Origin of the sequence: Frigoribacterium sp. MCBA15_019 (assembly GCF_001864945.1) — a bacterium.
Taxonomy (GTDB): Bacteria; Actinomycetota; Actinomycetes; order Actinomycetales; family Microbacteriaceae; genus Frigoribacterium.
Genome location: NZ_MJGS01000012.1, coordinates 223,063 through 246,125 on the forward strand (window position 1 = coordinate 223,063; position 23,063 = coordinate 246,125).

18 protein-coding genes are annotated in these 23,063 nt (G+C 70.0%); 17 read left to right on the top strand and 1 reads right to left on the bottom strand.

Annotated features, from left to right (window positions below; all coding sequences use genetic code 11):
- Nucleotides 1–233: 233 nt before the first annotated feature.
- The 15 genes from BIV04_RS17510 to BIV04_RS10385 all read left to right on the top strand — a co-directional run bounded on the left by BIV04_RS17510 (nt 234) and on the right by BIV04_RS10385 (nt 14,511).
- Nucleotides 234–641, top strand: coding sequence for a flagellar FlbD family protein (locus BIV04_RS17510; protein ID WP_083396351.1), 408 nt, complete (start codon nt 234–236; stop codon nt 639–641).
- Nucleotides 642–643: 2 nt separating this feature from the next.
- Complete coding sequence (locus tag BIV04_RS10320) at nt 644–1,480, top strand: motility protein A (protein ID WP_055975102.1); 837 nt, start codon at nt 644–646, stop codon at nt 1,478–1,480.
- Nucleotides 1,477–2,523, top strand: coding sequence for a flagellar motor protein MotB (locus BIV04_RS10325; protein WP_071256196.1), 1,047 nt, complete (start codon nt 1,477–1,479; stop codon nt 2,521–2,523). The genes BIV04_RS10320 and BIV04_RS10325 overlap by 4 nt, the downstream gene beginning before the upstream one ends.
- Nucleotides 2,524–2,661: 138 nt before the next feature.
- Nucleotides 2,662–3,609, top strand: coding sequence for a flagellar motor switch protein FliM (locus tag BIV04_RS10330; RefSeq protein ID WP_071256197.1), 948 nt, complete (start codon nt 2,662–2,664; stop codon nt 3,607–3,609).
- The gene (gene fliN / locus BIV04_RS10335; protein WP_071256199.1) at nt 3,606–4,331 is read left to right on the top strand and encodes a flagellar motor switch protein FliN; all 726 of its coding nucleotides are present in this window, start codon (nt 3,606–3,608) and stop codon (nt 4,329–4,331) included. The genes BIV04_RS10330 and fliN overlap by 4 nt, the downstream gene beginning before the upstream one ends.
- A 2-nt stretch (nt 4,332–4,333) precedes the next feature.
- Complete coding sequence (locus BIV04_RS10340) at nt 4,334–4,975, top strand: flagellar biosynthetic protein FliO (RefSeq protein WP_071256200.1); 642 nt, start codon at nt 4,334–4,336, stop codon at nt 4,973–4,975.
- Nucleotides 4,972–6,015 carry a flagellar type III secretion system pore protein FliP gene (gene fliP, locus BIV04_RS10345; protein WP_369825314.1) on the top strand — a complete coding sequence of 348 codons (1,044 nt, stop codon included), beginning with the start codon at nt 4,972–4,974 and terminating at the stop codon, nt 6,013–6,015. Before BIV04_RS10340 ends, fliP begins: the two co-directional genes overlap by 4 nt.
- Nucleotides 6,015–6,290 (top strand): flagellar biosynthesis protein FliQ, encoded by a 276-nt coding sequence (gene fliQ, locus BIV04_RS10350; RefSeq protein WP_043596053.1) that lies wholly within the window; start codon nt 6,015–6,017, stop codon nt 6,288–6,290. The genes fliP and fliQ overlap by 1 nt, the downstream gene beginning before the upstream one ends.
- A 9-nt stretch (nt 6,291–6,299) precedes the next feature.
- The gene (locus BIV04_RS10355) at nt 6,300–7,052 is read left to right on the top strand and encodes a flagellar biosynthetic protein FliR (protein ID WP_255349758.1); all 753 of its coding nucleotides are present in this window, start codon (nt 6,300–6,302) and stop codon (nt 7,050–7,052) included.
- Between the two features lies 1 nt (nt 7,053).
- Nucleotides 7,054–8,352: a flagellar biosynthesis protein FlhB gene (locus BIV04_RS10360; protein ID WP_071256201.1), complete on the top strand. Its 1,299-nt coding sequence runs from the start codon at nt 7,054–7,056 to the stop codon at nt 8,350–8,352.
- On the top strand, nt 8,349–10,400 hold the full coding sequence (locus BIV04_RS10365; RefSeq protein ID WP_071256203.1) for a flagellar biosynthesis protein FlhA: 2,052 nt from the start codon (nt 8,349–8,351) through the stop codon (nt 10,398–10,400). Before BIV04_RS10360 ends, BIV04_RS10365 begins: the two co-directional genes overlap by 4 nt.
- Nucleotide 10,401: 1 nt before the next feature.
- The gene (locus BIV04_RS10370) at nt 10,402–11,592 is read left to right on the top strand and encodes a hypothetical protein (protein WP_071256205.1); all 1,191 of its coding nucleotides are present in this window, start codon (nt 10,402–10,404) and stop codon (nt 11,590–11,592) included.
- A gap of 128 nt (nt 11,593–11,720) precedes the next feature.
- On the top strand, nt 11,721–11,969 hold the full coding sequence (gene csrA / locus BIV04_RS10375) for a carbon storage regulator CsrA (protein WP_043596512.1): 249 nt from the start codon (nt 11,721–11,723) through the stop codon (nt 11,967–11,969).
- A gap of 341 nt (nt 11,970–12,310) precedes the next feature.
- On the top strand, nt 12,311–13,036 hold the full coding sequence (locus BIV04_RS10380; protein ID WP_177174805.1) for an ABC transporter ATP-binding protein: 726 nt from the start codon (nt 12,311–12,313) through the stop codon (nt 13,034–13,036).
- A complete protein-coding gene (locus tag BIV04_RS10385; RefSeq protein ID WP_071256206.1) occupies nt 13,033–14,511 on the top strand; it encodes a hypothetical protein in 1,479 nt (492 codons plus the stop codon). Before BIV04_RS10380 ends, BIV04_RS10385 begins: the two co-directional genes overlap by 4 nt.
- On the opposite strand, the gene BIV04_RS10390 is transcribed toward BIV04_RS10385, so the two are convergent.
- The gene (locus BIV04_RS10390) at nt 14,450–15,307 is read right to left on the bottom strand and encodes a spermidine synthase (protein WP_071256208.1); all 858 of its coding nucleotides are present in this window, start codon (nt 15,305–15,307) and stop codon (nt 14,450–14,452) included. The genes BIV04_RS10385 and BIV04_RS10390 overlap by 62 nt on opposite strands.
- A 320-nt stretch (nt 15,308–15,627) precedes the next feature.
- Between BIV04_RS10390 and rpoB the strand changes: the two genes are divergently transcribed.
- Together rpoB and BIV04_RS10400 are read left to right on the top strand one after the other, a co-directional pair.
- A complete protein-coding gene (rpoB, locus tag BIV04_RS10395) occupies nt 15,628–19,119 on the top strand; it encodes a DNA-directed RNA polymerase subunit beta (protein WP_054145403.1) in 3,492 nt (1,163 codons plus the stop codon).
- A gap of 49 nt (nt 19,120–19,168) precedes the next feature.
- Complete coding sequence (locus tag BIV04_RS10400; protein ID WP_055975076.1) at nt 19,169–23,050, top strand: DNA-directed RNA polymerase subunit beta'; 3,882 nt, start codon at nt 19,169–19,171, stop codon at nt 23,048–23,050.
- Nucleotides 23,051–23,063: the final 13 nt, after the last annotated feature.

Here is a 23,063-nt window from a genome sequence, read left to right on the forward strand (position 1 = left end):
GCGGTTTCCCCTCGTCGATATGACCAATGTCACACACCATACCGACTGTTCGGACCGCCACGACCTGCCTGTGGACAACGGGCCGCGCGACGGGAAGCGCGAGAGGGCACACACCGACAACCCGCACCTAACGCCCCGCCACCCCCGGCCGATAGTCACCCGTAGCCGCTCAGGACGAGCAGCGACACCTGCCCCACGGATGGCGGCAGGAGACACAGACCTAGGACGGGCCGATGATCGTCGTCACGCGACTCAACGACAGCAGATTCGCTGTCAACCCTGACCTCATCGAGCGCATCCACGAGACGCCCGACACGGTCCTGATCATGGTGGACGGCGCGAAGTACGTCGTCACCGAGCCGATGGCCGAGGTCATCGAGATGATCGCCCGCTACCGGGCGCGCATCGTCTCGCTCGCCTACGACGAGCCGTCCGCCACCGCGCCGGCCAGCCAGTCGCTCGGCAACCGCACCTCGACCGGCCCTCAGCTCGGGATCGTCCGCGGTTCGTCGGGTTCAGGAGGCGCGGGTCGCGTCACCGAGTTCCGTCCCGCCGTGCAGGCTCCCGCGGTGCACGCCCCGACCGCCCCGACCGCCCCGACCGCGCCGGCCGCAACGGCCGACACCACGCAGGGACGCTGACCGTGGATCCCGCAACGATCATCGGCATCGTCCTCGCGCTGGGCGCCCTCTTCGGCATGATCCAGCTCGAGGGCGTCAGCATCGCCGGGCTGCTCCTGCCCGCCCCGATCATCCTCGTCTTCGGCGCCACGATCGGCGTCGGCATCGCCGGCACGACCATCAAGGACGCGATCCTCAGCTTCAAGAAGATCACCCGCGCCTTCACCGGCAAGGTCGTCCCCCCGCAGTCGGTCATCGACGGCGTCGTGTCGCTCGCCGAGAAGGCCCGCAGCGAGGGCCTGCTCTCGCTCGAACAGGAGGCCGAGAAGCTCGACGACCCCTTCATGAAGGGCGCGCTGCAGAACATCGCCGACGGCACCGACGGCGAAGAGCTGCGCATCCTGCTCGAGGACGAGATGGAGTCCCGCCTCGCCGCCGACCGCACCGCCAGCAAGTTCTTCATGAGCCTCGGCGGGTACGCCCCCACGGTCGGCATCGTGGGCACGGTCGTCAGCCTCACCCACGTGCTCGAGAACCTCGCCGAGCCCGACGAGCTCGGCCACATGATCGCCGCGGCCTTCGTCGCGACCCTGTGGGGCCTGCTGACGGCGAACTTCCTCTGGCTGCCCCTCGGTGCGCGCCTCAAGAAGCTGGCCGACCTCGACGAGCTGCGCATGACGCTGCTCATGGAGGGTGTCCTGGCGGTCCAGGCCGGAAGCCAGCCGCGCCTCCTCGGCGAACGCCTCAAGGCGATGGTGCCGACGCACGCGCTCGAAGGCGGCGACGGCAAGGGCGGCAAGGGCGGCAAGGCCAAGGCCGGCGCGAAGAAGGGCGGCGACGACCAGGGGCTGGCCGCATGAGCGGGGCACGTGGTGGGCGCAAGAAGAAGGGGCACGCCGAGGACGAGCACCCCGACGAGCGCTGGATGGCCTCGTACATGGACATGATCACCGTGCTGATGTGCATGTTCATCGTGCTGTTCGCCATGTCGAACGTCGACCAGGACAAGTACATCGCCCTGCGCAACTCGCTCGCGACCGGCTTCGGCCAGACCGACGTGGGCAAGGTCGACACGGCCTCGGGCACCGTCGTCAACGCCGCCGACGTGACGGCCGAGGGCAAGGGCTACTCGTCGGGCGACGAGACCGACATGAGCAAGGCCGCCGCCTCGGGTGAGGCCCAGACCGCCGAGCAGGCCGCCGCCGCCACGGTCGCGGCCCAGGGCGAGCTCGACGACCTCACCGCCATCAAGGCCGCGATCGCCGCGAACCTCGAGGGCTCGGGGCTGAGCGCCGACGTCGAGTTCGCCGTCGACGACCGGGGTCTGACCGTCCGCCTGATCGGCTCCGAGACCTTCTTCGGCACGAACAGCGCCGACCTCAGCGGCACGGCCGTCACCGTGATGAACGCCATCGGCCCGGTCCTGAAGACCTCGGGTCACGACGTCTCGGTGGAGGGCCACGCCGACCAGCGCAGCTCGACCGCGCCGTACGCGACCAACTGGGAGCTCTCGTCCGCCCGCGCCACCCAGGTGCTGCGCGACCTGGTCGAGCGAGGCGGCGTGGGCGCCGACCACATCCAGTCGGTCGGCTTCGGCTCGTCACGTCCCCTCAGCACCGGCACGACCGACGCCGATCTCGCGTCGAACCGTCGGGTCGACATCGTCGTCCTGTCGAACCAGTCCGACGCGGTGAGCGCGCTGCTGCCGCAGCTCGAGCAGGCGGCGGCCGCCGCAGGAGGCGCGGTGACCGACGGTCGCAACCCCACCGTCGAGCAGGCGGCCGGCACCTCGACCACGGCCGAGTCGGGTGACACGTCGAAGGCGGGCACCGCGACCGAGACGACGACCGAGAAGAAGACGGAGAAGAAGACGGAGAAGAAGGAGGAGTCCTCGGGCCACTGACCTCCGCCGGGCCCCTCCCGGCCCCTCCCGGCCCGGTAGCGCGACACCGGCCCCGGAGCTCGACGACGGCAACCCAGTCCGGGGGGTACACGCCGTCCTGGGCTAACGCTCAGGTGGGGCGGGCCGATAGCTCCGTCCGTGACACTCCTCGACGCCCCGACGGGCAGCAGCGCACCGACCGCGACGGTCGGCTCGTCGACGCGCCCGCAGAAGACCGTCGAGGTCTACGACTTCCGCCGTCCGACGACCCTCGCCCGTGAGCACTCGCGCGTCCTCGAGCTGGCCTTCGACACCTTCGCGCGGCAGTGGGGAACGCAGCTCACCGCCAAGGTCCGGGTGCTCTCGCAGGTCACCTGCGACCAGGTGCAGATGCTCACCTACGACGAGTACGCCTCGTCGCTGCCGGCGACCACCGCGATGGTGCTCTGCACCCTCGAGGGCGTCTCGGCGAAGGCCGTCATCCAGTTCCCGTCGTCGGCCGCGCTCACCTGGGTCAGCCACATGCTCGGGGCCGCCAAGCCGGCGAGCCTGCCCGAGCGCACCTTCACGCCCATCGAGCAGGCCCTCGTGCGCCGCCTGATGGACGATGCCCTCGACGACCTGCGCTACTCGTTCGGCACCATGCTCGCCGACCCGATCAGCGTCGGCGGGTTCCAGTACAACTCGCAGTTCGCCCAGGCCGCGCAGAAGTCCGACCTGATGATCGTGGCCTCGTTCGAGATCCGCGTCGGCGAGCGCGTGGCGCCCGGCACGGTCGCGATCCCGGCCGACGTCCTGCTGTCGCAGCTCGGCGAGTCCAACCCGACGATCGACGCCGCCGACGCGCGTGAACTGCTCGGCGCCCAGCTGGCCTCGGTGCCGGTGGGCGTCTCGCTGACCTTCGCCCCCGCCGCGGTGCTGCCGAGCGTCGTGCTGGGGCTGGCCGTCGGCGACCTGCTGCCGCTGCCCCACCCGCAGCACCGCCCGCTCGAGATCAGCGTCGACGGCCAGCCCGTCGGCCGCGCCGCCGTCGGGGCCGCCGGCTCCCGTCTGGCCGGCATCGTCGTCTCCACCTCCCTGACCGGCACCGAAGAAGGAACCTCATGACCGGCACGACCATCACCCTGCACACCGCGGCGGCCGAGGCGCTGGTCGCCCAGCTGCCGACGCCCACGCCGCTGCGTGCCGTGGCCGTCGACCCGGCCTCCGCGCACGGCCTCCGCCTCGCGGGCTCGTCCGTCGTGGTCACGTCGTTCGTGGGGTCCGTCTCGGCCGACACCGCGGTCCTGCTGGCCGACATGGACCAGCTCGCCGCCGCCGCGGGCACCGACAACCCGATGGTCTCGGTCTCGGACGTCCTGCGTCCCGCGCTCGAGGCCGCGACGGGAGTGCTCGGCACGGGCGTGCTCGGCGAGAGCCGTCGCGAGTCCGCCGACGCCCTGCTGGCCGACCCCGAGACCGTCGTCTTCGAACTGACCGCCGCGGGGCAGCCCGCCGGCTGGTTCGCGCTGCGCCTGCGCGAGACCGGCACGATCGGAGGATCGTCGCCGATGGCGCCGACCCCGGGCTCGGTCTCGACCGGCAACCTCGGCCGCATCAACAACGTCGAGATGGCCCTGACGGTCGAGATCGGCCGCACCCGCATGTCGGTCCGCGACGTCCTGGGCCTCGAGCCCGGCGCCGTCATCGAGCTCGACCGTTCGGCCGGGGCCCCCGCCGACGTGCTGCTCAACGGCCGCCTGATCGCGCACGGCGAGGTCGTCGTCGTCGACCAGGACTACGCCGTCCGCATCACCAAGATCCTCGACGTCGCCGACGGCATCGCCTGATCGTGGACACCGTCGTCGTCGGCCTGCGGGTCGTCCTCTCGTTGGGCGTCGTCCTCGCCCTGCTCTGGGTGCTGCAGAAGCGCCTGGTGAAGGGCGGTCGCGCGGGCACCCGCGCCACGTCACAGGTCTCGGTCGTCGCCCGCCAGGGCGTCGGCGCGAAGGCGAGCGTCGTCGTGGTCGACGTCGAGGGCGAGCGCCTCGTGCTCGGCGTGACCGAGTCGTCGGTGACCGTCCTGGCTGCGGCCGACCGTCCCGTCGAGGCCGTCCCTCTCACGCTCGTCCCGTCGGGTGCGCCCGACGACGAGCCGACCCCGGTGCAGGAGGCGCGGGTCACCCCGATCGCACCCGTCGCGATCCCGGCGCCCTCGGCCTCGTTCGCCGCCGTGCTGTCGGCCGAGACCTCGGCGGCCCCGGCCCTCGCCACGACCCCGTCCCTCGCGTCGGCCTCCGCCACCCCCGCCGAGCTGCTCCGCCCCCGCGGTGCCGCCCGTCGTGCCGCGACGGCCGGTCTCCGCGGCCGCGCGCCTCGTGACCCGGCCGCCCGCCGCACCGGGCGAGCCGCGAAGTCGCTCGAGGGCTCGATCCTCGCCCCCGACACGTGGCGTCAGGCCGCAGCCGTGCTGCGCAGCGGACGAGTCGGATGACCGGCCGCCGGTCGTCCGCGTCCCCGACCCGCCCCTCCTTCGCGTCCGCCCTGCGCCGGCTCGTCCGCCCGACGGTGCGTGACGGCCTGCACGGAGCCCCCCTGGGCCGCTCGGTGGTGGCCGTGCCCGTGCGCTTCGCCGACACGCGCTTCGCCCGCGCGGTCGTCGTCACGCTGCTCGCCCTCGTCGTGGCGTCCGCCCTCGTCATGCTGATCGGTCAGCAGGCGAACGCCGCCCCCGTCTCGCCGACGGCCCCCACCGCGCCCACCGCCCCGGCCACGGACGGCACCGGCACCGAGGGCACCACGGGCACGACCCCGACCGACTTCACCGACACCGATCAGACGACGTCCGACGGCACCGGCTCGGGCGGCCTGAACATCGACATCAACGGCCCCGACGGGGCACCCAGCCAGGCCGTCGTCACCCTGATCGGCATCACGCTGCTGAGCGTCGCGCCCGCACTGCTGCTGATGATGACGTCGTTCACGAAGATCTTCGTGGTGCTCGCGATGACGCGCAACGCGCTCGCGCTGCCGTCCATCCCGCCGAACCAGGTGCTCGCGGGGCTGGCCCTGTTCCTGAGCCTGTTCATCATGGCTCCGATCCTGACCCACATCAACACGGACGCCGTGCAGCCCTACCTCGACGGCCGCCTCGACCTGCAGGGCGCGATCGACGCCGGCATCGCCCCGCTGCGCGAGTTCATGCTCGCCCACACCCGCGAAGAGGACCTCGCGCTGATGACCCGCTCGGCGAACCAGCCGAACCCCGCCAGCCAGGCCGACGTGCCCATGCTCACGCTCATCCCGTCGTTCATGATCAGCGAGCTGCGCGCCGCGTTCATCATCGGCTTCGTCATCTTCATCCCCTTCCTCGTCATCGACCTCGTCGTCAGCGCCGCGTTGATGTCGATGGGCATGATGATGCTGCCGCCGGTGATGATCTCGCTGCCGTTCAAGATCCTGCTGTTCGTCCTCGTCGACGGCTGGGGTCTCATCATCAAGAGCCTCATCGAGAGTTACCAGGTGGGTGCCTGATGGATTCCAACGCCGTCCTCGACCTCTCCATGCAGGCCCTGATCATCACGGGCAAGCTCGCCGCGCCCGTCCTGATCACCTCGCTCGTCGTCGGCTTCGCGATCTCGCTGCTGCAGTCGATCACCCAGATCCAGGAGGTCACCCTCTCGTTCGTGCCGAAGGCCGTCGCCGTCGGCATCGCGCTCATCGTCACCGGCCACTGGATGATCAGCGAGATGGTGTCGTTCACGACCATGGTGTTCGACCGCATCCCCCAGCTGCTCAGCGGCGGGTAGGGGCCGACCGTGTCGTTCGACCTGAGCTGGCTCGAGGCCACCCTCCTCGCCGCCGTGCGCATGACCGCGTTCCTCGTGATCGCGCCTCCGTTCTCGTACCGCGCGTTCCCGGCGCGGGTGAAGGCCATGCTCGGCATCGGGCTCGCGCTCGCCGTCGCGCCGCGCGTCACCCCCGGCTACGTGTCGCTCGAGACGGGGCCGTTCGTCATGGCGCTCGTGCTCGAGCTCGTCGTCGGCGCCGTGCTGGGGTTCCTGGTGTTCGTCGCCTTCGCCGCGGTGCAGGCGGCCGGCAGCCTGATCGACCTCTTCGGCGGCTTCACGCTCGCCCAGGCGTTCGACCCGCAGTCGATGGTCAACGGCGCGCAGTTCACCCGGCTGTTCCAGATGACCGCACTCGCGCTGATGTTCGCGACCGGGGGTTACCAGCTGATCATCGGGGGACTCACCCGCTCATTCGACGCCGTCCCGCTCGGTCTCGGCATGGACCTCTCCCGTCCGGTCGAGCTGCTGACGACCGGCGTCAGCCAGCTCTTCCTCTCGACCATCCAGATCGCCGGGCCGCTCTGCGTCGTGCTGTTCCTCGCCGACGTCGGTCTCGGACTGCTCTCGCGCGTCGCGCCGGCCCTCAACGCCTACGCGATGGGCTTCCCGCTCAAGATCCTCATGACGGTCATGCTGGCCGGCGGTGTCTTCCTCGCGCTGCCCGGCGTCGTGGCCTCGTTGACCGGCGACGCCGCCGACATGCTGCTGGGGGTGGGCTGACATGGCGGACGACTCCGGCGAGCGCTCCGAGGCCGCGACCGACAAGCGGATGAAAGAGGTCCACTCGAAGGGCCAGCTGTCCCGGTCGCAGGACCTCAGCGCCTGGGTGGGCGTCGGCGCCGCCGCCGTGATGATCCCCTCGACCATCGAGCGGGCGTCCTCGGCGGGCGTCGACCAGATGTTCTCGATCCGCCAGGCCATCACGCACCCCGACTCGTCCACCGTCGTCACCGAACTCATGCAGGGCGCGGGATCGATGGGGGCGACGATCGGGCCGATGCTCGCGGTCGTCGGCGTGGCCGTGCTCGCGACCGCGATCGTGCAGGGCGGCGTGCACATCAAGCGCATGACCGGCAACTACGAGCAGTTCAACCTGCTCAACGGCCTGAAGAACACCTTCGGCACGCAGGCGTTGTGGAACGGCGCGAAGGCGCTGATCAAGACGACCGTCGTCGGCCTGGTGCTCTGGTTCGCCATCCAGGGCCTGATGCCCGTGCTCATGAGCGGCGGCGGCCTCAGCGTCTCGGCCGTGCTCGCGGAGGCGAAGGTCGGCACCGGCATCCTGATCAAGGCCGCGATCGCGGCCGGCCTGCTGCTCGCCTTCGCCGACGTCTTCGTCGTCATGCGTCGCAACCGCAAGAAGACGCGCATGACCAAGAAAGAGGTCAAGGACGAGAACAAGTCGAGCGACGGCGACCCCCTGGTCAAGTCGCAGCGGCGTTCCCGTCAGCTCGCGATGAGCCGCAACCGCATGATCGGGGCCATCGCCGACGCCGACGTCGTCATGGTCAACCCGACCGACTACGCCGTCGCGGTGAAGTACGAACCCGGCAAGTCGGCGCCGCGCGTCGTCGCGAAGGGCGCCGGCACGGTCGCCGCCCGCATCCGCGAACAGGCCACGGCCGACGGCGTCCCGCTCGTCGTCGACGTGCCCCTGACCCGGGCCCTCCATGCCGCCTGCGGCCTGGGCGAGGAGATCCCCGTCGACCTCTACACGCCGGTCGCCCGCGTGCTCACCTTCGTCATGGCGCTCAAGGCCTGCGGCACGCTGAAGGGCACGCACACGCCGCCCCGCGTCACCACGGCCGACGAGGTGGCCGGCGTCCTCGCGCCCGAGTCGCTCGAGGCCGACGCCGTGCCCCGCCGCCTCCGCATCGCCCGCGAGGCCGCGACCGGCGCGACCGGCACCGCGACCGGCGCGACCGGCACCGCGACCGGCACGACCTCCGCGCCGTCCCGCACCGCGCCTCCTGCGGTCTCCCGCTCCGTCCGCCCCGCCACCTCTGGAGGCACCCGATGAAGTCCACCCTGCCCAAGCTCGCCGTCCCGGTCGGCATCGTCGGCATCGTGCTGCTGCTCGTCGTGCCGGTGCCCGCGCCGCTGCTCGACGTGCTGATCATCCTCAACATTTTGTTGGCGCTGGTGATCCTGCTGACGACGCTGTTCGTCAAGAAGCCGCTCGACTTCTCGGTGTTCCCGTCGCTGCTGCTCGTGGCGACGCTGTTCCGCCTCGGACTGAACGTGGCCTCGACGCGCCTCGTGCTCGGCGACGGCTACGCGGGCGACGTCATCGCGGCGTTCGGTCACGTCGCCGTGAGCGGCTCGATCATCATCGGCTCGGTGATCTTCCTGATCCTCGTCGTGATCCAGTTCGTGGTCGTCACCAAGGGTGCAGAGCGCGTCGCCGAGGTGGGCGCGCGCTTCACCCTCGACGCCATGCCCGGCAAGCAGATGGCCATCGACGCCGACCTCAACGCCGGTCTCATCACCGACGAGGTCGCCAAGCAGCGCCGCGCCGACGTCAGTGCCGAGGCCGACTTCTACGGCGCCATGGACGGTGCGTCGAAGTTCGTCAAGGGCGACGCGATCGCCGGCATCATCATCATCATCATCAACCTGGTCGGCGGCATCGCGATCGGCGCCCTGCAGAACGGCATGGCCATCGGCGACGCCCTGTCGCACTACGGGCTGCTCACCATCGGCGACGGTCTGACCACGCAGATCCCCGCCCTGCTGATGGCCGTCTCGACCGGCATGATCGTCACCCGCTCCGGCGCCGACACCGAGATGGGCGCGCAGGCCGCGTCGCAGCTCGGGCAGTCGCGCATCGCGCTCGCCGTGGCCGGGACCGCCGCCATCGGCATGGGCTTCATCCCCGGAATGCCGATCGTCGCCTTCCTGCTGATCGGCGGGGCGCTGCTGGTCGTCGCCTACCGGCTCGGCGTGGCCGCCAAGGCCGAGGAGGCGCGCGCGGCCCTCGCAGAGCAGCAGGCGGCGGTCGTCGCCCCCACCGACACGACCGACGACCTGCTCGAGCAGATGCGGGTGCACGCGCTCGAGATCCTGCTCGCACCCGACCTCGTCGACATGGTCGGGGGAGCGTCGGACGACCTGCTCGGCCGGGTCAAGGCGCTGCGCCGCAAGATCGCGGTCGACCTCGGCATCGTCGTGCCGCCCGTCCGCACCCGGGACAGCGTCGACCTGCCGCCGGCCACCTACTCCATCCGCATCGCGGGCGTCGAGGCCGGCCGCGGCCAGGCCCCGGCCCGGTCGGTGCTCGCCCTGGGCGACTCACTCGACGGACTGCCCGGCACGGCCACGGTCGAGCCGGTCTTCGGCCTCGCCGGCAAATGGGTGCCCGCCGAGATGCGCCACAGCGCCGAGATGACCGGCGCCACGGTGATCGACCGCGTCTCGGTCCTGGTGACGCACCTGTCGTCGATCATCGCCGACAACGCCGCCCGACTGCTCACCCGCGAGGACGTCCGCGTGCTGACCGAGGGCGTCAAGCAGGTAAACGCCCCGGCCGTCGACGACCTCGTGCCGAACATGCTGTCGCTCGCCGAACTGCAGCGCGTCCTCCAGGGCCTGCTGTCGGAGCGCATCCCGATCAACGACCTCGCGCGGATCTGCGAGGGGCTGACGCTGCGGGCGAAGGTGTCGACCGACCCGGAGGGACTCGTCGAGGCGGCCCGCGCCTCCTTGGGGCCCGCGCTCACGGCGCAGTACCTCGACGGCCGCGTGCTGCGGGTCATCATGATCGACCCCACCCTCGAGCAGTCGATGCTCGAGGGGCTGCGGCCGAGCGACCAGGGCACGCAGATCCTGCTCGACGGGCACCGGGTCGAGCAGGTGCTCGGGTCGCTGCGCGAGGCCGTGCAGTCGGTCGAGGCCCAGGGTCTCAGTGCGGTGCTGGTCTGCGCTCCTGCGTTGCGGCCGGCCATCCACCGGCTCGTGTCGGCGCAGCAGAACGGCCTGCCCGTGCTGTCGTACCAGGAGGCCACCGCCGCCGGTTCGACCATCGAGACCGTCGGCGTCGTCCGCGCGACCGACTCGATCGTGGCCTGAGATGGCGACCACGATCGTCATGACCGGCGAGACGCTCGACGCGCTGCGCCGCGAGGTGCGGGCGACCCACGGTGCCTCGGCCCGCATCGTCGCGGCGCAGAAGGTCACCGTCGGGGGAGTCGCCGGCTTCTTCGCCCGCAAGCACTACGAGGTCACGGTCGAGGTGCCCGACCCCGCGATCGACCTGCCCGTCGCCCGGGTGCGCATCACGACGCCGGTGCCGGCCGAACGCGCGGGCATCGCGGCACTGCTGGCGTCGGCGGACGAGGCCGAGGACGCGTTGCAGGCGGGGGCTCCGGCACCCCGGGCCGCGTGGTCGGCCTCGATGGCCCCCGGTGGCGCCGTCGCGTCGAGCACGCCCGTCCGGGACGGGTTCGACGACGTGCTGACCGGCTCGGCCGTGCCCGTGAGCCCGCGTCGGGCCGCCCGCGCCGCTGCCGCCGCCGCGGGTGGGGCGTCGGCTTCGCCGTCAAGCGCAGGAGGCGCGGTGCCGGTCGCGGCCCCGGCCGACGTCTCGACGCGCACCGACGCGTTCGCCTCGATCATGGACGACCTCACCTTCAACGGCATCGCGCCCGCCGCCGGCGCCGGCGGGGGTGCCGGCGCTGGTGCCGTGGGTGCGGGTCCCACCGCCTTCGCCGACGGTGACGCCGCCGACCCCGACGCGCCGCACGGGGCCGCTCCCCGCCGCACGGCCGCCTCGCTCGCGGCCGCCGCCGACGCCCTCGCCGCGCAGGCCCGAGCCGTGGCCTCCCCGGGTGTGCCGCCCGCCCCCGACGTGTCGCGCGGGGCAGGCGACCTCGTCGTGGTCGTCGGCCGCCCCGGCGACGCCTTCCGCGTGGCCGCCCAGATGGCGTCGACCTTCGGGCTGCGCTCGGTCGACGTGTCGGATCGACGCAGCGGCATCCTGGCCCGCGCCACCGGCGTGCACGAGAACTCGGCCGTCGTGACGGCCCTCGCCTGGGACGCCGCCGCTCCCGCCACCCTCGAGGCGATCGCCGCCGACCAGGTCTGGGTCGCGGTCGACGTCGGCCGCAAGCACGACGACACGGCCCGCTGGGTCGAGGCCGTCCGGGCGGTCGCGCCCGTGGTCGCGGCCGCGGTGGTCGGCGAGGACGACACGGCGACCCCGGGCACGGTTCACCTGCTCGGCGTGCCGGTGGGCTGGCGCGAGGGAGGCGCGGGCCGCTGAGCCGCGCCTCCTGCGGTGGGCGTCCTCCCGCGGTCGTGCCTCGTGGCCGGCGCCGTCCCGGGCCCGCCGACCCGCGCCTCCTGCCTGTCGTCGCGACCGGAGCGCCCCGCGCTCAGTAAGCTGGCCCGATGCTGGTGCTGACACGCAAGGTCGGAGAACGCATCGTGATCGGCGACGACATCGTCATCACGGTGCTCGACTCCCGTGGCGACGGCGTGCGCATCGGCATCGACGCACCGCGCGGGGTCAAGATCCAGCGCGAAGAGGTCATCAAGGCCGTGACCGAGGCCAACGTCGAGGCGGCGAAGGCCCCCGACGACGCCGAGGCCCGCCTCCGCGCCGCCCTCGGCGCCCCCGCCCCCCGCGCCGACCAGTAGCCCCGCCGCCCGGCCCCACGGTTCCCGGACCGGGTCGCTGTGCGTTCGTGCCGTCGCGCGCTCATGCCGTCACGCCGCCGCACCCTCACGCCGCCACGAAATGGACACACCGCCACCTTTTCGCATGGCGTCGTGTCCACATCGTGGCGGGGTGCCCGAGAGGATGCCGATCTCGGGCCGATCTGACATTGTGGATAAGAATGTTGCTACCTTCGTCGCATGCACGACAGTCGCGTCCAATGCCTCTCGCCAGCTGCCTCCGACCGCGTCGTCGGCGAGTCGGCGAGGTCGACGATCCTCGATGCCCTGCCCGACTACCTGTTCCTCCGCGGAGGCACCAGATGACGGCCGTGTCGCTGTGGGGGGTCGGCCTCGACGTGGTGGACGCGAAGGGGGCGCGGCGCCCCGTCCTCGAGCAGATCTCGTTCACCGTGGCGAGGGGTGAGACCGTGGCGCTCATGGGGCCCTCCGGGTCCGGCAAGTCGTCGATCCTCGGGTGCGTGGCCGGGCTGCAGGACTGTTCGACGGGTCGCGTCGACGTCCTCGGTGGCGACATCCAGGCGCTCGACGCCGCAGGCCGTGCGTGGGTGCGGGCTCATCACGTCGCCCTCCTCCTGCAGGGGGACGACCTCCTGCCCGCTCTGACGGTCCGGGAGAACGTCGAACTCCTCCATCGCATCCGCGGCGAGAGGCCCCCGGCCGACGTGATCGACGACGCCCTTCGTCGCGTCGGACTCGCCGACAGGTCCGACGAACTGCCCGAGGGTCTGTCGGGTGGCGAGAGGCGCCGGGTCGCACTGGCCAGGGTCGCCGTCCAGCCGCCTCACATCACATTGCTCGACGAACCGACCGACGGGCTCGACCCGAGGTCGGTCGACGCCGTGGTCGAGATGATCCGCATCCGCTCCAGTGCCGGCGCGGCGGTCCTCGTCGTGACACACGATCCGAGGGTGGCGTCCGCTGCCGGTCGCGTCGTCTTCGTCGACCGGGGCCGGGTGCGCCATGACGTGACCGGTCCGACTCCGGAGGGGCTCGAGACCCTCTTCCGTTCGACTGGCACGGCATGACGGTCTGGCTGGCCTGGAGGTCGATCCGCGCAGACCCCCGGGCGGCCCTCGCCGCCACGATCGTCGCCTTCGTCTCGACCTCGGCCCTGACGTTCGTGCTGGGACTAACGGTGACCTCCGAGATCACGAGGCGGATCGAGCCCGATCCGGTGGACGCCGACGTGAGCCCTGTCGTCGTCGCCACGGCGATGGCGACGGTCGTCGCCCTGATCCGCGTGCACGCACTCGCCGTGCGCGGCGACGAGGTACAGAGCGCCCTCCTGTCGACCGCAGGGCTGGGTCCGAGGCGCGTCGTTCGTCTCGCACTCGCCCGGGCAGGTGGCTGTGCCGTCCTCGGGGCGGTGCTCGCCGCGCCACTCGCCCACGTCCTCGTCCTGGCGCTGGTCCGTCCCTCCCTCGACGTCGTCGTCCCCTCGCCCGTGCTGCTGGTCGGCGGCAGCCTGTCGTGGACGTGCAGCGCTGCGTCCGTCGTGGCGCTGTCCCTGCTGTCGGCGCGCTCGGCAGCCTCGAGGGCTTCGGTGCGCCTCCCGGCTCGGGTCCTCCGCGGCGACGGGGCGGACAGCACGGCGGCCGCCGCCCCGTCCGCAGGTCGGATCGTCGTCGTCGCCGCCCTGTGGCTCGTGTTCGTCCTGCCCGTCGTGGCCCTCGTCCTCGTCTGGGACGGATTGACGGCGGCCGTCACGTCCGGCGCGGGGTTCTTCGACCAGGCCGACGTCGCCGCGTTCTCCGAGCTCGCGTTCTTCACGCCCTCACTCCGGTTGCTCGCGCTGGACTCGACGGTCGGCGTCGTGTCGGTCGTCTCCCTCGTCCTCCTGTACCCGTGCTTCACGCCGTGGTTCGTTCGGCGCTGGACACGACTGGTTCCCGACGGCAGAGGAGTCGTCTGGCGGATCACGAGGGCCCGGGCGGTTGCCGGGACCGTAGCCGGCGTGTCCACGACGGTGACCGTCGGCCTCTTCGTCGGTCTCGTGATGGCGACCGGGTCAGCGCTCGACCTGGGTGTGATGCTCGGAGCCGCACCCGCCGGGGCCTCGGCGTCCCAATGGGGTCAGACGGCTCTGGCCCTCGGGCCGGCGTCGGCAGTGGCGCTCGCGGGCGCGGCCGCCTCCACCCTGCTCCGCGGCCCTCGCCGCGACCCCGACCGACTCCACTTGTCCGCCCACGGGGCACGACCGTCCGTCGCGCGACGGATCGCCCTGGCCGAGGGGTTGGTCGTCGTGCTCACGGCCACGCTGCCCGTCGGTCTCGTCGTGGCGACGTCGACGGGCCTCTCGCTCGCGCTCGCCGTGGTCACCAGGGTGCCGGTGACGCCCACCCTGCCGAACGTCGTCCCCGTCGTCGTCGCGACGGTCCTCGCCACGGTCGCCGTCGTGGGCGCCACGGGGGCGGCCCAGTGGTTCGACCGGAGCGTGATCACCGCGCCCCGAACACGCTCCGCGACGGCTCGGGCGACGGCACGGCCGTGGCGTCGGTGACGACGGGCGCCCCGGCGACGAAGTCGCGCAGCTCGCGGCCGTGGACCACCTTGGCCGGCAGCGGGTCCGACGAGTAGAGCCGCGGCATGCGGTCGGTCGGCAGCGGCGACGGCGAGGCGATCAGCACGACGTTGCCGAAGCGGCGCCCCTTGAGCGTGGCCGGGTCGGCGACCGCGACCACGTGCTCGAACACGGTCGCGAGCGTCGACGCCTGGCCCCGGGCGAAGGCCAGGCCCGCGCCGTCGGCCGAGTTGACGATCAGCATGCCGGTCGGCGACAGGAACTCGGCCGCCGCCGTGTAGAACTCGAGCGAGGTCACGTGCGCGGGGATCTGCGAGCCGCCGAACACGTCCACGATCAGCAGGTCGACCGTGCCGCGCAGCCCGGCGGGCAGCTTCACCATGACCTCGCGGGCGTCGCCGTAGCGCACCCGAATGGAGGCCCCGCGTGGCAGCGGCAGCGTCTCGCGCACCAGGGCCACGAGGTCGGCCTCGAGCTCGATCACCTGCTGGCGCGAGCCCGGCCGGGTCGCCTCGACGTACCGCGGCAGGGTCAGGGCGCCGGCGCCGAGGTGCAGCGCCGTCACCGGCCCCTCGGGCAGCAGGTCGACCGCGTGCCCGATCCGTCGGACGTACTCGAAGGCCAGGTGCGTCGGGTCGTCGAGGTCGACGTGCGACTGGGGCGTGCCGTCGACGACGAGCGTGTACGAACCAGGGCGGTGCCGGTCCTCGTCCACGCGGGCGAGGCCCGCCCCGATCGAGATCTCGACGGGTGGATCGTCGTGCTGTGCGGCCATGCCTCCAGCCTCCCATCCCGGGGACGAGGAGGCGCGCGCGGCCCCCGATCCCGTGGAATGCCTGTGCATGCGCCCGGGTTATACCGAAGCTCGAGCGAAAGGTCAACGACAGGGCTTGCCAGGCGTGTCCGGGGCGACCTAGTATGGACCTTTGCGCTCCCCGTGCGTCCTGTCGTCATATTGCGGTCGACAACGTCTCGAGACACCCACCCCCGAATATGACGGCGGGGTGGATGGTGTCCGCCGGGTAGGGCCGTTCACTCACTCACCACATACTGTCCGACAGTGATGACCCGACGGGGTCCACGGAGGTTACTTCCTTGGCTGCTGCGAACAACGCATCCACCAACTCGCCCAAGAACGGTCGCAACGCATCGCGGCTCTCGTTCGCCAAGATCACCGACACGCTGACGGTCCCCGACCTGCTGGCGCTCCAGACCGAGAGCTTCGACTGGCTCGTCGGCAACGACATCTGGAAGGACCGCCTCGCCGAGGCGACCGAGCAGGGTCGCACCGACCTCGCCCTCCACTCGGGCCTGGAAGAGATCTTCGAAGAGATCTCGCCGATCGAAGACCTCGGCGAGACCATGCAGCTCTCGTTCACGGCTCCCGAACTCGAAGAGCCCAAGTACACGATCGACGAGTGCAAAGAGCGTGGCAAGACCTACGCCGCGCCGCTCTACGTGAACGCCGAGTTCATGAACCACCTCACCGGTGAGATCAAGACCCAGACGGTCTTCATGGGTGACTTCCCGCTCATGACCGAGCGCGGCACGTTCATCATCAACGGCACCGAGCGTGTCGTCGTCTCGCAGCTCGTCCGCAGCCCGGGCGTCTACTTCGAGCGCGCCTCCGACAAGACCAGCGACAAGGACATCTACTCGGCTCGCGTCATCCCGAGCCGCGGTGCCTGGCTCGAGTTCGAGATCGACAAGCGCGACCAGGTCGGCGTCCGCATCGACCGCAAGCGCAAGCAGAGCGTGACCGTCTTCCTCAAGGCCCTCGGCCTGACGAGCGAAGAGATCATGGAGGAGTTCAAGGGCTTCGCCTCGATCGAGGCCACCCTCGAGAAGGACGCCATCCTCACCAAGGAAGAGGCGCTCAAGGACATCTACCGCAAGCTCCGTCCGGGCGAGCAGGTCGCCGCAGAGGCCGCGCGTGCGCTCCTCGACAACTTCTACTTCAACCACAAGCGCTACGACCTGGCCAAGGTGGGTCGCTACAAGATCAACCGCAAGCTCGGCATCGACGCGCCCCTGGGCGACTCGGTCCTGACCGTCGACGACATCGTCGCGACGATCAAGTACCTCGTGTCGCTGCACGCCGAAGAGAAGACGATGAACGGCACGCGCGACGGCGAGCCCGTCCAGCTGCGCCTCGACGTCGACGACATCGACCACTTCGGCAACCGCCGCATCCGCGCGGTGGGCGAACTGATCCAGAACCAGGTCCGCACCGGTCTGTCGCGCATGGAGCGCGTCGTCCGCGAGCGCATGACCACCCAAGACATCGAGGCGATCACGCCGCAGACCCTGATCAACGTGCGCCCCGTCGTCGCCGCGATCAAGGAGTTCTTCGGCACCTCGCAGCTGTCGCAGTTCATGGACCAGAACAACCCGCTCTCGGGTCTGACGCACAAGCGTCGCCTGAGCGCGCTCGGCCCCGGCGGTCTGTCGCGTGAGCGCGCCGGCGTCGAGGTCCGCGACGTCCACCCCTCGCACTACGGCCGCATGTGCCCGATCGAGACCCCTGAAGGCCCGAACATCGGTCTGATCGGTTCGCTCGCGTCCTTCGCGCGCATCAACTCGTTCGGCTTCATCGAGACGCCCTACCGTCGCGTGGAGAAGGGCAACGTCACCACGACGATCGACTACCTCACCGCTTCGGAAGAAGACGACTACGTCGTCGCCCAGGCGAACGCCCCCCTCGACGACAAGTTCGACTTCGTCGACGACAAGGTGCTCGTCCGCAAGAAGGGCGGCGAGGTCGAGCTCGTCGACAAGGCCGAGGTCGACTACATGGACGTCTCGCCGCGCCAGATGGTGTCGGTGGCCACGTCGCTGATCCCGTTCCTCGAGCACGACGACGCGAACCGCGCCCTCATGGGTGCCAACATGCAGCGTCAGGCCGTCCCGCTCGTCCGCAGCGAGAGCCCCCTCGTCGGCACCGGCATGGAGGGCTACACCGCGATCGACGCCGGTGACGTCGTCACCGCCGACGCCGCGGGCGTGGTCTCCGAGGTGTCGGCCGACGTCGTCACCGTCCAGCTCGACGACGGCGGCACGCAGGACTACTTCCTGCGCAAGTTCGACCGCTCGAACCAGGGCGCCAGCTACAACCACCGTGTGATCGTCGACGCCGGCCAGCGCGTCGAGGTCGGCGAGGTCATCGCCGACGGTCCCGCGACCGAGAACGGCGAGCTCGCACTCGGCAAGAACCTGCTCGTCGCGTTCATGCCGTGGGAGGGCTACAACTACGAGGACGCGATGATCCTGTCGCAGAACCTCATCAAGGACGACACTCTCTCGTCGATCCACATCGAAGAGTACGAAGTCGACGCCCGCGACACGAAGCTCGGCAAGGAAGAGATCACCCGTGATCTCCCCAACGTCAGCCCCGACCTGCTGGCCGACCTCGACGAGCGCGGCATCATCCGCATCGGTGCCGAGGTGCGCCCCGGCGACATCCTCGTCGGCAAGGTCACGCCCAAGGGCGAGACCGAGCTCAGCGCCGAAGAGCGTCTGCTGCGTGCGATCTTCAACGAGAAGAGCCGTGAGGTCCGCGACACGTCCCTGAAGGTGCCCCACGGCGAGCAGGGCACGGTCATCGGCGTCAAGGTGTTCGACTCGCAGGACGGCGACGACGAGCTCGGCTCGGGCGTCAACCAGCGCGTGGTCGTGTTCATCGCCCAGAAGCGCAAGATCACCGCGGGTGACAAGCTCGCCGGTCGTCACGGCAACAAGGGCGTCATCTCGACGATCCTTCCCGTCGAGGACATGCCCTTCCTCGCGGACGGCACGCCGGTCGACATCATCCTCAACCCGCTGGGTGTTCCCGGTCGCATGAACTTCGGCCAGGTGCTCGAGATCCACCTCGGGTGGATCGCGGCGCAGGGCTGGAACGTCGAAGGCGTCCAGGAGTGGGCGAAGAACCTGCCCGAAGAGGCGCTCAGCGCCGCTCCCGGCACGAAGGTCGCCACCCCGGTGTTCGACGGTGCCGCCGAGCGCGAGATCGAGGGTCTGCTCGACTCGACCCTGCCGACCCGCGACGGTGAGCGTCTGATCGGTTCGTCCGGCAAGGCGCGTCTGTTCGACGGTCGCTCGGGTGAGCCGTTCCCGAACCCGATCTCGGTCGGCTACATGTACATCCTGAAGCTCCACCACCTCGTCGACGACAAGATCCACGCGCGTTCGACGGGTCCGTACTCGATGATCACGCAGCAGCCGCTGGGTGGTAAGGCACAGTTCGGTGGCCAGCGCTTCGGTGAGATGGAGGTCTGGGCCCTCGAGGCCTACGGCGCCGCGTACGCGCTGCAAGAGCTCCTGACCATCAAGTCGGACGACATCCTCGGCCGCGTGAAGGTGTACGAAGCCATCGTCAAGGGCGAGAACATCCAGGAGCCCGGCATCCCCGAGAGCTTCAAGGTCCTCATCAAAGAGATGCAGTCGCTGTGCCTGAACGTCGAGGTCCTCTCGGCCGACGGCCAGACGGTCAGCCTGCGCGACACGGACGACGAGGTCTTCCGTGCCGCCGAAGAGCTCGGCATCAACATCTCCTCCCGCTTCGAATCGTCGAACGTCGACGAGATCTAAGCCCCCTTCCCACAACGACACGTCGATACATCTGACAAGGGATTAAATTTTGATCGAAGCAACAACTTTCGATGAGCTGCGGATCGGCCTCGCCACTGCCGAGAACATCCGCGCCTGGTCGCACGGTGAGGTCAAGAAGCCGGAGACCATCAACTACCGCACGCTGAAGCCCGAGAAGGACGGTCTCTTCGGAGAACAGATCTTCGGGCCCTCGCGTGACTGGGAGTGCGCGTGCGGCAAGTACAAGCGCGTCCGCTTCAAGGGCATCGTGTGCGAGCGCTGCGGCGTCGAGGTCACGAAGTCGTCCGTGCGTCGTGAGCGCATGGGCCACATCGAGCTCGCCGCCCCCGTCACGCACATCTGGTACTTCAAGGGCGTCCCCTCGCGCTTGGGCTACCTGCTCGACATGGCCCCGAAGGACCTCGAGAAGGTCATCTACTTCGCGGCCTACATGGTCATCTCGATCGACGAAGAGGGCCGTCACGCCGACATGCCCGGACTCGAGAACGAGCTCCGCCTCGAGATCAAGCAGCTCGAGTCGCAGCGCGACACGCGCATCGCCGACCGCCTGAAGAAGCTCGAGGACGACCTGGCCGTCCTCGAGGAAGAAGGCGCGAAGAGCGACCAGAAGCGTCGTGCGAAGGACGGCGCCGAGAAAGAGATGTCGCAGACGCGCAAGTCGTTCGACGAGGACATCAACCGCCTCGAGCGCGTGTGGGAGGACTTCCGCAACCTCAAGGTCGGCGACCTCAAGCCCGAGGACGCCGTCTTCCACGAGCTGCAGGACCGCTTCGGCATCTACTTCGAGGCCCACATGGGCGCCGAGGCGATCAAGAAGCGCCTCGAGGCCTTCGACCTCACCACCGAGGCCGAGAACCTCCACCTGCAGATCTCCGAGGGCAAGGGTCAGAAGAAGATCCGCGCCATCAAGCGCCTGCGCGTCGTCAGCTCGTTCCTGGCCACCGGCAACTCGCCGGCCGCCATGGTCCTCGACGTCGTCCCGGTCATCCCGCCCGAGCTGCGCCCGATGGTGCAGCTCGACGGTGGCCGCTTCGCGACCAGCGACCTGAACGACCTCTACCGTCGCGTCATCAACCGCAACAACCGCCTCCGCCGCCTGCTCGACCTCGGTGCCCCCGAGATCATCGTGAACAACGAGAAGCGCATGCTGCAAGAGGCCGTCGACGCCCTGTTCGACAACGGTCGTCGCGGTCGTCCCGTCACCGGTACCGGCAACCGCGCCCTGAAGTCCCTGAGCGACATGCTCAAGGGAAAGCAGGGTCGCTTCCGCCAGAACCTGCTCGGCAAGCGCGTCGACTACTCGGGTCGTTCGGTCATCATCGTCGGCCCGACGCTCAAGCTGCACCAGTGCGGTCTGCCCAAGCAGATGGCCCTCGAGCTGTTCAAGCCGTTCGTCATCAAGCGCCTGATCGACCTGAGCCACGCTCAGAACATCAAGTCGGCCAAGCGCATGGTCGAGCGTTCGCGTCCGCAGGTCTGGGACGTCCTCGAAGAGATCATCCGTGAGCGCCCCGTGCTGCTGAACCGTGCGCCCACGCTGCACCGTCTCGGCATCCAGGCGTTCGAGCCCCAGCTGGTCGAGGGCAAGGCCATCCAGCTGCACCCGCTCGTCTGCGCGGCGTTCAACGCCGACTTCGACGGTGACCAGATGGCCGTGCACCTGCCGCTGTCCGTCGAGGCCCAGGCCGAGGCGCGCATCCTGATGCTCGCCTCGAACAACATCCTGAAGCCGTCCGACGGCCGCCCGGTGACCCTGCCCGCACAGGACATGATCATCGGTCTGCACTACCTGACGACGGTCACCGAAGGTGCCGAGGGTGAAGGCCGTGCCTTCTCGTCGGTCGCCGAGGCGATCCTCGCCAAGGACCAGGGCTCGCTCGACCTCAACGCGATGGTCAAGATCCGCATGAACGGCGTGCACTTCGCCGAGGGCGAAGCTCCAGAGGGCTACGAGGTCGGGCAGGACATCCTGCTCGAGACGACCCTCGGTCGTGCGCTCTTCAACGAGAACCTGCCGGCGGACTACCCGTTCGTCCAGCAGGTGACCGACAAGGGCATGCTCTCGACGATCGTCAACGACCTCGCCGAGCGCTACCCGAAGGTCGCCGTCGCGGCAGCCCTCGACAACATCAAGGACGCGGGCTTCTACTGGGCCTCGCGTTCGGGTGTCACCGTCGCGCTGTCCGACGTGCTCACGCCTCCGCGCAAGCCCGAGATCGTCGCGGGCTACGAGAAGCAGGCCGCGGCGGTGCAGTCCGAGTTCGACAAGGGCCTCATCTCCGACGCCGAGCGTCGTGCCGACCTGATCAAGATCTGGACGGAGGCCACGAACGAGGTCGCCGCCGAGATGCGGGCGAACTTCCCGATCGACAACACCATCAACCGCATGGTGACGTCCGGGGCACGTGGTAACTGGCTCCAGGTGCGCAACATCGCCGGCATGCGAGGCCTGGTGAACAACCCGAAGGGTGACATCATCCCCCGCCCGATCATCTCCTCGTACCGCGAGGGTCTGTCGGTGGCCGAGTACTTCATCGCGACGCACGGTGCCCGCAAGGGTCTGGCCGACACGGCCCTCCGTACGGCCGACTCGGGGTACCTGACCCGTCGTCTCGTCGACGTGTCGCAGGACGTCATCATCCGTGAAGACGACTGTGGCACCTCGCGCGGCCTCGAGATGCCGATCGCCGCACCCGACGCGAACGGCGTCATGGTGCGCGACGCGACCGTCGAGAACACCGTGTTCGCACGGTCGCTCGCGGCAGCCGCGGTGGACGCCAAGGGCACGGTGCTGGCCGAGGCCGGCGCCGACGTCGGAGACGTGCTGATCGACGAGCTCGTCGCGGCCGGTGTCGAGACCATCAAGGTCCGCTCCGTCCTCACCTGTGAGGCCGCCGTCGGTGTCTGCGCCCAGTGCTACGGCCGCTCGCTGGCCACCGGCAACCTGGTCGACATCGGTGAGGCCGTCGGCATCATCGCGGCCCAGTCGATCGGTGAGCCCGGCACGCAGCTGACCATGCGTACCTTCCACACCGGTGGTTCGGCCTCGGCTGACGACATCACGCAGGGTCTGCCTCGCGTGACCGAGCTGTTCGAGGCGCGTACCCCCAAGGGTGCGTCCCCGATCGCCGACTCGGCCGGTCGCATCACGATCGAGGACACCGACAAGGCTCGCCGCGTCATCCTGCAGCCCGACAACGGCGACGAAGAAGTGATCTACCCCGTGCTCAAGCGTTCGACCCTCCTCGTCGAGGACGGTCAGCACGTCGAGCTCGGTGAGCAGATCATCGCCGGTGCGGTGGACCCGAAAGAGGTCCTGCGCGTCAAGGGCGTCCGTGCGGTGCAGCAGCACCTCGTGGGTGGCGTCCAGGACGTCTACCGCTCGCAGGGTGTGCCGATCCACGACAAGCACATCGAGGTCATCGTCCGTCAGATGCTCCGCAAGGTCACCGTCGTCGACCACGCCGACACCGACCTGCTGCCCGGTGAGCTCGTCGACCGGTCGAAGTACAACGAGATCAACCGTGCGGCACTGACCGAGGGCAAGCGGACCGCGTCCGCTCGCCAAGAGGTCATGGGCATCACGAAGGCCTCGCTGGCGACCGAGTCGTGGCTGTCGGCCGCGTCCTTCCAAGAGACGACCCGCGTCCTGACGCAGGCGGCCATGGAAGGCAAGAGCGACCCGCTGGTCGGTCTGAAAGAGAACGTCATCATCGGAAAGCTCATCCCCGCGGGCACCGGCCTGTCGCGTTACCGCGACGTGTCGGTCGAGGCGACGGAAGAGGCGAAGGCGGAGCGGTACCCCAACCGCGTCTTCACCGACGATGCATCGTTCAACGAAGCCGACCTGAGCTTCGTGGACTTCGACTCGTTCTCTTCGGACGACTTCACGCCCGGCACCTACAACTGAGAACCCCGCAAGG